At 41.9% G+C, this 12016-nt stretch carries 12 protein-coding genes; 8 read left to right on the top strand and 4 right to left on the bottom strand.

Features of this window, described 5'->3' with window-relative positions; translation table 11 throughout:
- Nucleotides 1-6 precede the first annotated feature (6 nt).
- The 8 genes from MHB38_RS01190 to MHB38_RS01225 all read left to right on the top strand — a co-directional run bounded on the left by MHB38_RS01190 (nucleotide 7) and on the right by MHB38_RS01225 (nucleotide 6359).
- A complete protein-coding gene (locus tag MHB38_RS01190) occupies nucleotides 7-225 on the top strand; it encodes a helix-turn-helix transcriptional regulator (RefSeq protein ID WP_017358703.1) in 219 nt (72 codons plus the stop codon).
- Nucleotides 222-521 carry a hypothetical protein gene (locus MHB38_RS01195; RefSeq protein WP_017366494.1) on the top strand — a complete coding sequence of 100 codons (300 nt, stop codon included), beginning with the start codon at nucleotides 222-224 and terminating at the stop codon, nucleotides 519-521. The genes MHB38_RS01190 and MHB38_RS01195 overlap by 4 nt, the downstream gene beginning before the upstream one ends.
- A 55-nt stretch (nucleotides 522-576) precedes the next feature.
- Nucleotides 577-1521, top strand: coding sequence for an alpha/beta fold hydrolase (locus MHB38_RS01200; protein WP_202734054.1), 945 nt, complete (start codon nucleotides 577-579; stop codon nucleotides 1519-1521).
- A gap of 93 nt (nucleotides 1522-1614) precedes the next feature.
- Nucleotides 1615-2505, top strand: a complete 891-nt coding sequence (locus MHB38_RS01205; protein ID WP_202734053.1) for a helix-turn-helix domain-containing protein — start codon at nucleotides 1615-1617, stop codon at nucleotides 2503-2505.
- Nucleotides 2506-2632: 127 nt separating this feature from the next.
- Nucleotides 2633-3265 carry a TetR/AcrR family transcriptional regulator gene (locus MHB38_RS01210; protein ID WP_046342507.1) on the top strand — a complete coding sequence of 211 codons (633 nt, stop codon included), beginning with the start codon at nucleotides 2633-2635 and terminating at the stop codon, nucleotides 3263-3265.
- A 28-nt stretch (nucleotides 3266-3293) separates the two neighbouring features.
- Nucleotides 3294-3965 carry a bacitracin ABC transporter permease gene (locus MHB38_RS01215; RefSeq protein ID WP_202734052.1) on the top strand — a complete coding sequence of 224 codons (672 nt, stop codon included), beginning with the start codon at nucleotides 3294-3296 and terminating at the stop codon, nucleotides 3963-3965.
- A 6-nt stretch (nucleotides 3966-3971) separates the two neighbouring features.
- The gene (locus MHB38_RS01220) at nucleotides 3972-4751 is read left to right on the top strand and encodes a DUF4097 family beta strand repeat-containing protein (RefSeq protein ID WP_231493302.1); all 780 of its coding nucleotides are present in this window, start codon (nucleotides 3972-3974) and stop codon (nucleotides 4749-4751) included.
- Between the two features lie 219 nt (nucleotides 4752-4970).
- A complete protein-coding gene (locus MHB38_RS01225; RefSeq protein ID WP_048002321.1) occupies nucleotides 4971-6359 on the top strand; it encodes an amino acid permease in 1389 nt (462 codons plus the stop codon).
- A 40-nt stretch (nucleotides 6360-6399) separates the two neighbouring features.
- Here MHB38_RS01225 and MHB38_RS01230 read toward each other — a convergent pair whose 3' ends face one another.
- From MHB38_RS01230 to MHB38_RS01245, 4 genes are all read right to left on the bottom strand, one after another.
- Nucleotides 6400-7281 (bottom strand): glycerophosphodiester phosphodiesterase, encoded by an 882-nt coding sequence (locus MHB38_RS01230; RefSeq protein ID WP_017366505.1) that lies wholly within the window; start codon nucleotides 7279-7281, stop codon nucleotides 6400-6402.
- A gap of 92 nt (nucleotides 7282-7373) precedes the next feature.
- A complete protein-coding gene (gene glpT, locus MHB38_RS01235; protein WP_202734051.1) occupies nucleotides 7374-8708 on the bottom strand; it encodes a glycerol-3-phosphate transporter in 1335 nt (444 codons plus the stop codon).
- Between the two features lie 218 nt (nucleotides 8709-8926).
- Nucleotides 8927-9697, bottom strand: a complete 771-nt coding sequence (locus MHB38_RS01240; protein ID WP_017358711.1) for a SurA N-terminal domain-containing protein — start codon at nucleotides 9695-9697, stop codon at nucleotides 8927-8929.
- Nucleotides 9698-9849: 152 nt separating this feature from the next.
- On the bottom strand, nucleotides 9850-11913 hold the full coding sequence (locus MHB38_RS01245; protein WP_202734049.1) for a thioredoxin domain-containing protein: 2064 nt from the start codon (nucleotides 11911-11913) through the stop codon (nucleotides 9850-9852).
- Nucleotides 11914-12016 lie beyond the last annotated feature (103 nt).

Here is a 12016-nt window from a genome sequence, read left to right on the forward strand (position 1 = left end):
TCTGAAATGGAAATTAAAAATAGAATGAAAGTATTACGGGCAGAAAAAGACTGGACACAAAAGGATTTGGCAGAGAAGTTAGGTGTGACTCGTCAAACTGTGGCAGCGATTGAAAATGGTAAATATTCTTTGTCTTTAAAACTAGCATTTCAAATTGCGAGAACATTTGAAGTTGATTTATATGACGTTTTTCAAGAGGTCGACAAGGAGGAACAACAGCGATGATGACAACGATCATACTTTATTCTCTGATTATCCTTTCTATCTTAAGTACGGTCTTTCAATTTAAGAAAAGCCGTGAATATAAACAGGATGAACGGGGTCAATTTATTTTAGCGAAAGCTGGAAGTTTTTCAATTGTAGGTGTGGCATTAGCCTATATATTGGTGGCTGTCATTCAAGCTTTTGTTCATGAATTATCATCTCCAACGGAATGGTTTTATATAGCGATTACGTTTATGTATGTATCAAGTGTTTGCGCAAATACCATTGGCATTATCTATTGTGAAAGAAAATACTAATCTTTCATCTGCGGATGCAAGCTAGGGTACTTCATCATGAAGGGAAGAAAAAATATTGAAAAAATTACTGAAAATAATGCTGATTGCTCTATGTACCATTCTGACTGTCTTGGTTGTATTTGTGGCCAGTGTTTATGTTGTGAATCTAATTAGTAAGGAAAGAGAACAGGGGAAAATAGAAGCTTATGGGCAAAAGGTCTTGGTGGATGGGAAGCAGATGAATGTGCTCATTCAAGGCGATGGGAAAGAAACGATTGTCCTTCTCCCAGGCTATGGAACTGCTTCACCCGTGCTTGATTTTAAACCGTTAGTCAAGGAGTTATCGCCATATTATAGAGTCGTTGTGATTGAACCGTTTGGTTATGGTTTAAGTGACGACACAGATAAAGTAAGGACAAGTCAAAACATTGTGGATGAGATTCATGAATGTTTGCAAAAACTCAACATTAAAAAATATACGCTGATGGGTCATTCGATTGCTGGCATTTATGGATTAGAATATGTGAATCAATATGAAAAAGAAGTCCAAGCCTTTGTTGGCATTGATACGAGTGTTCCTAAACAGGAAACGGATGAATTGCCAGTCTCCAGCTTACAGTTGCTTCATCAATCCGGCTTTTACAGATTGATAGTGAAAGTGAATCCAGATCAACTGGTGATGCCTAAAGTAGATGATCAAACGAAAGCTCAGATTAAAATGCTGACTTTCCGAAATTTTTTGGATGAAAGCCAAGCTAGTGAGGCAGAAAACTTTAGAAACAATTTTAAAAACGCTCAACGTCTACATTTCCCTAAGAAGCTCCCTGTTGCTTTCTATCTAGCGGATCAAACGGAGAAAGAAACACCAAACTGGAAACCAATGCATGAAGAGCTGCTGAAACATGTAGACCACGGAAAAATCGTTACTTTCAAAGGCGGCCATTATTTGCATCATACGAAATCAAAAGAAATCGCAGATGATGTGAGGGAGTTTCTATCGAACAACGAGCGCTCACGTTAGCGTTTTTCCTCCTCAGCTGGACAGATGAAACATCGCAATTTTGATCAAAACGAGTGAACTGATTTGTTTTATGATCAAGAAGAGGTGAGGGAGATGATGTATAGTCGGGTGACGCAAGAGGTGATTTCTTATTTGGAGTCGCATTTGATGGATGAACTGTCGCTGAGACAGGTGCCTGAGAGAGTAGGATATTCACATTTTCATTTGCTGCGTGTGTTTAAACGAGAAACCGGGCTGTCGATGGGGGAATATGTGCGGAAACGAAGATTAGCTACGGCTGCACAGCTTCTTTTGTATACGGATCAGGGGATTTTAGACATCGCTTTTTCGTTACAATTCCAATCGCAGGAAGCCTTTACGCGTGCTTTTAAGCATCTGTATTCCTTACCTCCCGGAATGTACAGGTCCATGATGAGAGACATGCAAATGAAAAAGGAGGAAGATTCGATGACATTACATGAAGCAGTACCTGGCTGGGGTTTGAGTGGTTCACATCCGCATATGTATGAGATGGGTGTTGATACAGCAGAATTTCATACGGGTAAGCAATCAGGTGTTTTATCATCTAAAGAAGGCGTACAAGATGGACAGTTTGCGACAATGATGCAGGGGTTTCAAGCAAAAGAGTATGCAGGCAAGCGATTGAAGCTTTCTGCTTTCTTGAAAACAGAGAATGTATCTTCAGCAGGAATTTGGATGCGGGTAGATGACGGAAAGGGTGATACGGTGCAGTTTGATAATATGCAGAATCGACCTGTGACAGATTCTACGGAATGGAATCAATATGCGATCGTATTAGATGTTCCTACGCGCAGTGAATCCATTCATTTTGGAGTGCTACTCAGCGGACATGGAACAGTCTGGGCTGACGGTTTTCGATTTGAGGAAGTGGATGAGAAAACACCTACAACGAATATGGAGGAGGCCTCGGCTTTGCCAGATGTGCCGATGAATTTGCATTTTGAGCTTGAGGAGACCGTGTGAGCGGTCTTTTTTTTGTATACAAATCTGCATGAACCGTTTATAATGAAAAATATAAATAAACATACCGACGGTCGGTATGTAAAAGGAGGCGTTTGAACTGGCGCGAAATAAGTATCCAGAAAAGACGATGCAGCAAATTTTGGACGTGTCGACAAAGTTGTTTCAGGAAAAGGGATTTGAAAAGACAAGTTTGCAAGATATTATCCATGAATTGAATATGTCTAAAGGGGCTATTTATCATCATTTTAAATCGAAGGATGAAATATTACGCGGCGTGATGGATCGGCAGTTTCGTTACGCAACCGAGAAGCTTGAGGAGTTAATTGAGCATACGGAAGCAGCTCATGCGAAAGAGAAGCTCCAGCTGATCCTAGAGCAGCTTGTGGCAGACCCGCAGTCTCATTCGATTGATGGGATCTTGGTTGATCAGATGAAAAATCCGCAATTTGTGATTGAAGGCATGAAGACAGGTGTCAATCAGGATGCTTTGAGAATCAAACAGTTAATCATTGAAGGGATTGAGGATGGTTCGATGGAAACTAAGTTTCCTGGTGAAGTGGCAGAAGTATTTTTGCTTCTTGTGAATATATGGTTGAATCCCACATTGTTTGTACGCAATCATGAAGAAACGGTCCAGCGTTTGTGTTTTTTAAAGCAGATGATGAAGGGGCTTGGCGTGGATATTGTGAGTGATCTATTTATTCAAAAGGTGACAGCGCACTATGCTGAAATTGGCGGGTATGATCTGCCCGAAAGATAAAGAATGCCAACTGATAGGAGGATGACGTATGATTCATTTTATGAAGGTTGAGCTAAGAAAAGGCCACATGAAGCAGTATATTCAAGCTAGTTTCATCGCGAGTATTGTGCTGCTAGTATTCATCTATTTTATTGCGTTTGCTGCAAAAATTGAACGCGAACCGGGTTTTCAGCAATATACGAATATTTATTTGTTAACGAGTACAGTATGGATGATCTTTTTTTCTATCATCACAGCTATGCTGTATTGGCGTGTAGGCAAGATGGTTTATCAGGAACGCACATCCAATTCAGTGAGATTCCTTTCTCATATGATATGGATGGTGTGCCTTTCAACGTTTGCGATGATGTGTAGTATCATTCCTTCGTTTGTTGTGTTTAGTGTGACTGAATTGTTTTTCCCTATTGTTCACGATACGCTGACGGCAGGTTCTCTGTTTCAATTGATGAAAACATTCTTTATGTTGATTGTTTGTGTTCAAGCGATTGGCATGATGGCGATGAGAATAGGGTTGAGCAAGAAATCTGTTTTGATGACCGTCCTGACTGCCATTGTTTTATGTGCTGTTTTAGGAAATGTATCGCTCGCCATTTATGGCAATGATCAAATGAACCTCATCCTGTCAGGAGTGATGATTGCAGCAATCCTCATTGTGATCTTGGAATTGTGGAGCCGCATCGGCCGGCTGCAAACGAGGTAATTCATGATGGGAAAAGGGTGGAGACATGTGAAGCATACGGTTCAAATTGAAGAAGCAATAACGGAACTTTCGTTAAACTGGCTGGTGGGAGATGTTCGCCTTTATCACCATGATCATCCTTATTTATTGATGAAGCAGACCACCAATCATGTATTCCCCCATCGGTATTTACTGCATCATCAAGTGCAGGAAGGCAGGCTAGTCATTCAAGATAAAAGAAAACGAGCGATCAGCTTGGGGCTTCATCTTCATCAAACGAATTTGGAGATTTACCTCCCTCAGGCACAGTTACAGTCCTTGTCTATTCATTGTAAAGGAGCAAATCTATTCTTGGATGGACTGAAGGTGAAGGAGGCTGACTGCCAATTGATTTCTGGAAAGTCCATGTTCACGGGAGAAATCAAGCATCTGCGCTTGCAGACAGTGGGTGGACTTATCTCTAGTCAACAGCTCAACACGCAGACATTGAGCCTGCGTACTACTTCGTCAAAAGTGGAGATGGTAGGTGCTTTTTCAGATATTGATCTGAATTTAATAGGCAGAAGGGTACAGATACATTCAAAGGCCATGTTGCATTCGCTCAAATCGACGTCAACTGGATCATCTGTCAAAGTGGCAATTCCGGAAAATGATGGATTTATTTGTTATGTGAAGAAAAGATCAGGTACTTTTCACAATGACTTTCCTTGTGTTGATGATCAGGATAGAATGGTTTATAAAAATGGAGGGAAAAGCTTTGAGGTCGATATAAGGGGAGGTTCTTTTCTATTAAGTGATGGTCATTGAAGCGATGATGATCCTCTGATTCGATATATCAATATAAAATAATTTGAATATCTTTTTATGTCAGAATATTTTGTTAATAGTGTTTTCCTCAAAAAAACAATTGTTTTTTAAGGGTAGATTTATTATGATAATATACATCGAAAGATTGAAGATTTTGAATCAGAATGAAAATTCTGATTTTTTATTTTTTATGTTGTTTGTTGATGAGGGGGAATAGAAGTGGCTCAAAAGGAATTAAAGAGAGGGTTAAGTGCTCGTCATATTCAAATGATCGCGCTTGGCGGCACAATTGGTGTTGGCTTATTTATGGGGTCAGCTAAAGCCATTCAATGGACAGGTCCATCGGTTCTTCTAGCGTACGCAGTGTGTGGTATTTTTATCTTTTTTATTATGCGTGCGATGGGAGAAATGTTGTATCTTGAACCGAGTACGGGATCGTTTGCTACATTTGGGCATCAATATATTCATCCGCTTGCGGGGTATATGACAGCTTGGAGTAACTGGTTCCAGTGGGTCATTGTTGGAATGTCTGAGATTATCGCCGTAGGCGCTTATATGAAATATTGGTTCCCTGATTTACCAGCGTGGATTCCGGGATTAATCGCCATGATCATTTTAGGTGCGGCCAACTTAATTTCGGTTAAGTCATTCGGTGAGTTTGAATTCTGGTTTGCGATGATCAAGATTGTGACGATTATTTTAATGATCATTGCAGGTTTAGGCATTATTTTCTTTGGGTTTGGCAATGGTGGAACAGCGATTGGTTTGTCTAACCTTTGGGCGCATGGCGGATTCTTTACAGGTGGATTTAGCGGTTTCTTGTTTGCATTGTCCCTAGTGATTGCTGCCTATCAAGGGGTAGAGCTTATTGGGATTACTGCAGGTGAGGCGCAAAATCCGCAAAAGACGCTGACAAATGCCATCAAAAGCATCATCTGGCGTATTTTGATTTTCTATATCGGTGCGATCTTTGTCATCGTGACGGTGTATCCGTGGGATCAGCTGAATACGCTCGGCAGTCCATTTGTGGCGACGTTTGCGAAAATTGGAATTACGGCAGCAGCAGGTATTATTAACTTTGTTGTTATTACAGCAGCGATGTCCGGCTGTAATAGTGGAATCTTCAGTGCGGGACGTATGCTTTATACATTAGGTGTGAATGGACAGGCACCTGCTTTCTTCACAAAAATTTCGAAGAATGGTGTACCGTATTTTGGGACATTTGCTGTGCTGATTGGTTTAGCGGTTGGGGTGGTCTTAAATTATGTTTCGCCGCCAAACATTTTCGTTTATGTGTATAGTGCCAGTGTCCTTCCTGGTATGGTGCCTTGGTTTGTCATTTTGATTAGTCATATTGGCTTCAGAAAAGCGAAGGGGGCAGCGCTTGATCAGCATCCATTCAAGATGCCGCTAGCACCAGTTTCTAATTATCTTACGATTGGCTTTTTATTGATGGTTCTTGTGTTTATGCTCATTAATCAGGATACGCGTATTTCTCTTATTGTGGGGATTGTTTTCTTGATTGTTGTAGCGCTTAGCTTCTTCATCTTTGGAATTGGTAAACGAAAACCGATTGAAACAGCTTCTTCTGATCAAACGGTGAAATAATCAAAAGCCTTGCGGAGTGGACCGGCAAGGCTTTTGTCGTTTACAGAGAAGCTTTGACACGCTGAAAGACATCTGGAAAGTTGGTGAAAAGACCGGTGACGCCGTATTGCAGAAGACGTGTCATGTCTGCTTCGCTGTTTACCGTATATGGGTGAAGGAGGAGTCCATGGCTTCTGACCTGCTGGACATTTTCAAGTGTCAACGCTCTAAAATTCGGTCCGATCCCCACTGCATACGATTTGATGAAGTCGAGCTGATCATCTGTAATAGACGTCATTTGCGCTCTATCTAATAGCTGTACTTTTGGAAGCCGAGGGGCGAGTTTCTGCAATTTTAATAGACTTTCTTGGCTGAAAGATTGGATGATGACCTGCCCTTTTCTCGTATGTTTTCCAAGAAGATGATGTTTCTTTAAGACGGCCAATAGTTTTTCTTCCATTTGCGGATAGATGTCTGGTTTTTTGGTTTCAATATAATAATTTTCTCGTTTACCGAAGTAGCGTAATACCTCATCTAATGTGAGGACTTGTTGTCCAATAAAGTGGGCATTTTGTTTGTCGGGGTTGGCTTCGTTAAACCATGCACCGGCATCGAGCTGTTTGATTTCGGCAAGTGTGAGGTCTTTGACCCAGCCTGTTCCGTTTGTCGTCCGGTCAACTGTTTCATCGTGCATGACGATAAGGTGTCCATCCTTTGTCATTTGAAGGTCAAGTTCGAGGTAATCTGCATTCATCTTTGTGGCGAGCTTGTAGGAAGCCAGGGTATGCTCTGGGGCATACCCTGATGCTCCGCGGTGTGCAACGGTTAAAATGCGATCTGGAGATAAAAGATGTTCATGTGCCGATATGGTGGTCGGCACCCAACCAAAAGACAGTAAAGCAAAAGAGAGTAACACGAAAGCAAGTAATCTACTTTTCTTCATATTTTATCCTCCTTTTACGGTAACTGCCTCTATCATAAGAAATAGATGTAAAGGGCATGTTGGGCGGAGATGAATCTTTTATGTGATTTTCATTAAGCTTGCTCTACGCGTTTTCCTGTATTCCATGTCATGGCGAGGAACACAATCGCAAGGATACAAGAACCAACTAGTAAAATGAAACCTCCTGTCCAGTCATAGTGATCGACGACGACACCCATCATGGCATTAGCAAAAGCAGAGCCACCAATATACCCAAAGAATCCTGTCAGCCCGGCAGCAGTGCCAGCGGCTTTTTTCGGAGCGAGATCAATGGCTTGCAGTCCAATGAGCATGACGGGTCCGTAAATTAAAAACCCGATGCTGATGAGGGCAATATTATCAACCATTGGATTGCCGGCAGGGTTTAACCAGTACACGAGAACCGCAATTAACACGCCAATCATAAAGAGGACGCCTGCTGGTGCGCGGCGGCTTCTAAAGAAGCGGTCACTAATCCACCCGCACAATAATGTACCAGGGATGCCTGCATATTCATAAAGGAAATAAGACCAGCGTGAATGCTCTGGTGAGAATCCTTTTGCTTCTGTTAAATAGGTAGGTGCCCAGTCTACGACCCCGTAACGGACAAAGTACACAAAGACGTTGGCAATGGCAATATACCAAAGGAATTTATTGTTGAGTACATATTTAAATAAAATCTCTTTTACGGTTAATTCTTTTTCTTGATCTTCATATTGTAGTGCCGGATAGTCATTTCGGTATTCTTCAATTGGCGGAAGACCAGCGGATTGCGGGGTGTCCCGTACGAGAAGAATGATGACGAAGGAGACGATAATGGCGATGATGGCAGGGAAGAAAAAGATACTTTTCCACGTCGCAAACAAAACAATTCCTAATGTAATAAGCGGTGCAAGAATTCCTCCACCGATATTGTGAGCGACGTTCCAAATCGACATTTTTGTTCCACGTTCACTCACCGAAAACCAATGTGCCATCGTTCGTCCGCATGGCGGCCACCCCATTCCTTGAAACCAGCCGTTTAAGAACATGAATAAAAACATGATCCATACACTGGATGTCACCCATGGAAATGAGACAAATAGAATATTGATAAGAGCTGATAGAAAGAGTCCAGCGGCTAAAAAGTATCTTGGGTTACACCGGTCTGAGATCATCCCCATAATGAATTTACTAAAGCCATAAGCGATTGAAACAGCCGCCAGTACAAAGCCTAATTCACTTTTTGTGAACCCCTCTTCCTGTAAATAAGGGATGGCAAATGCGAAATTTTTGCGCAGCAAATAGTAGCCCGCATATCCGATGAAGATCCCCAAAAAGACTTGCAGACGCAGCCGTTTATAGGTTTCGTCTGTTTTGGCATCATCGAGCCTGTCGATATGCGGAGCGGGTTTAAACCATTTGAACATAAACATCCTCCTCTTGTAGATATGACTGAAACAAAAGTACGAGGTCTGTCTTTGATCTTGTACTTTTTCAGAGACAAAAGAATTGATAACGCTTTCTTTTGTACTCCCATCATATCGGATGGAGTAGATGTTTATGATGAGGCTTTTGTCATTATTTTGGAAAAACAGTTCATGAAGTGATGAAAAAAATCCGCACAATGGCGGATTTTTAATAGTGGTTAAATCGATACATCAATTTTTGCAGATTTCTTTAGTTGATCAATTTCTTTTTGTACTTCTTTTTGCTTTTCTTGAGATTCTAACTGCTTCTTGATTTGTGATTTGACGTCTTTGAAATCAGGTGCTTTTTGTTTTTGTTTTTTCATTTGTTCGGCGTATTGGTCATAGTACGCTTTGACGTCTTTTTCAGACACAGAGGCTGATTTAATTTCTTTGTCGACATATTGGCTGTATTTGATGCTGTCGGCAATATCACTTTTCAGCTGATCCATTGTCAGTCCGCTCTTTTTGAGTGCTTCTTCAAATTGAGCATTGTCTTTAAATTGTTTCTTTTCTTCTTTTAGCTGTTTATCGACTTGTTTGTCAGAGGCTTTATAGCCCTTCTTCTCAGCATCTTGCAGGATGAGCTCTTGACCTACTAGCGCATCAATGGTTTGCTTTTTGACAGCTTTTGCGCCTTCTTTAGATGTTGGGTCTTGTCCTGACTGCTGAAGCTGACCTTGAATGGTCGATAAGGCGCTATTGTATTCACTTCCTGTGATTTTATCTTTGTTGACGGTCGCAACGACCTTTTGATCATCAATTTTTTGTGCGTCTAATTTCTTTTGCATCTCTTCCATTTGCTTTTGCTGCTCTTTTTGGTCAGCCTGTGTTGTTTCCTTGCTGTTGGCTGAATCGTTTTGCTTATCCTGTTTCGCATCGTTTGATGAGCAGGCTGCAAGCCCCACTGATAACAGACAAGCAATGAGTGTATATGATACTTTTTTCAATTATTTTCTCTCCCTTCGGTATGAGAACATCTAGTGCGCATTCTAACCGTTTTAGAGGAAAAATAAAACCGTACAGACGAATTGTTAGCGGATTGACATTTTTTTTATCTGTTTGTCCTCATTTTGTCTTCTCATAGTCATCATATGACAGCTCAAATTTGAAATAATTGTTCCATCGCTTCGTCGAGATTGGTGATCGGCTGGCGGCAACTGTAGTTCTCACAAATATAGACTGTCGTACTGTCGTTGATCGTTTTGTAATCTTTTGCAAAAGGTGCGAGCCTTGCTAATTCTTGCCCTGTTTCGGCAGTTAAAATGAGATCAAATGGCATGAATCGTTTTTGCAATGCTTGTAGAAGCTGTTCTTTTTGCGGGTCGCCCTTTTTCCCAAGAATAATGATTTCTCGTTTTGCGGCATATTGGCTCAATAGTCCTTGTAAAAAGGCGGTATGTCCGCTTGGATAGGAAGAGACATCTACGTAAAAGGCGCTGAACATCTTCTCTAGTGTTTCGATCCAGTCTTGACGTCCGATCATTCTGCTTAGTTTCAGAAGCTGTTGGAGTGCAGTGCTGTTACCAGACGGCATGGCCCCGTCGTATACTTCTTTTTCACGAACGATAAGCGTTTCTGCATCTGAGCCTGAGAAGAAAAAGCCCCCGATTTGCTCATCCCAAAATAGTTCAAACATATTTTCACCAACGGCTCTGGCTTTTGTCAGCCAATCTAGGTCAAAGGTCGCTTCGTATAAAGACATATACGCTGTGAGCATGTGCGCATAATCCTCGATAAAGCCTAGATGCTTTACGTCCCCTTCCCTGTAGCGGACCATGAGCCGTTCCTGCTGGACGAGGTGTGTTTCTAGAAAAGATATTGCCTGTTTTGCCATGCGTATGGCTTCTTCTTCATGAAAGACACTCCCTGCTTTGGCAAGTGCGGAGATCATCAGCGCATTCCACGATGTGAGTACCTTGTCATCGATCAGCGGTGCAGGTCGCTGCTGTCTTACAGTGAGTAAGATGTTTCGAGCGAATTGCAGTTTAGAATAAAGGGTTTGGTCGTCGATTGAATATGCTGCCTTGATGTCATCAAATGAGGTGGAAATGGTATGAGGGATGTTCTGTCCTTCAAAATTTCCTTCCTCTGTGATGTGGTAGACCGCACAAAATAAAGTGCCGAGGTCATCGCCTAAATGGGTCATGATCTCCTTTTTTGTCCAAACGTAATATTGCCCTTCCTTTCCTTCTGAATCGGCATCGATTGCCGAATAAAAAGAGCCGTCACGATTCATCATGTCTCGTTTGATAAATTGAATGAGGCCTTGGACAAGCTTTTCGTACTCAGGGTGTTGAGTGATTTGATAGGCTTCGGTGTAGGCATCTATCAGCAAGGCGTTATCATACAGCATCTTTTCGAAATGCGGCACAAGCCATTTTTCATCGGTTGAATATCGAGTAAATCCAGAACCAATATGATCATAAATACCGCCGTTTGCCATGCCGTTTAACGTTTTTGTGACAGCATATAACGCATTTTCTTGCCCTGTCCATTCAAAATAGCGCATGAGAAACGTGAGCATATGAGGCGCAGGAAATTTAGGCGCAGAACCGAAGCCGCCATACAGTGTATCAAAGCTGCTCATGAGCTGATAATAGGCTTTGTGAATCGACTCCTGAGTGAGCGTATTTTCTGTCTGCCCTGCTGCCTTGATCCGTAAATTATTTGTTGCCTTTTCTGCCAATGATTCAATATGATCACGATCGTTGTGATACGCATCCAGCAATTGCGTCAGTGCTTCAATGAAGCCGGGACGGCCGTAAGCACTTCTTTTTGGAAAGTATGTCCCCGCATAAAAAGGCTTTTGATCAGGCGTGACAAACACGTTGAGCGGCCAGCCTCCTTGCCCCGTCATCATCTGACAAACGGACATATACATCGAGTCAATGTCTGGACGCTCCTCACGATCGACCTTGATTGAAATGAAATGCTCGTTTAGGATGTCAGCGACTTGTTGATCTTCAAAGCTTTCGTGTGCCATGACGTGGCACCAGTGGCAAGTGGCATAGCCGATGCTGACAAGCACCGGTTTATTTTCACGTTTCGCTTTGTCGAATGCTTCTTGCCCCCACGGGTACCAGTGAACTGGGTTGTGGGCGTGTTGAAGGAGGTAGGGTGATTTTTCCGTGATGAGTGGGTTGGGTGTTTGGTTGTTTGGCATGGGTCACCTGCTCTTTCAATTTTTTAAGTATTTTCTTTTCTCCATTTAATATATCAGATTGCTGAGGCTCGTCATCATTTATCTGTGAGGTATTCCCATCATA

Source organism: Bacillus sp. FSL K6-3176, assembly GCF_038003325.1.
Classification (GTDB): Bacteria; Bacillota; Bacilli; order Bacillales; family Bacillaceae; genus Bacillus; species Bacillus altitudinis.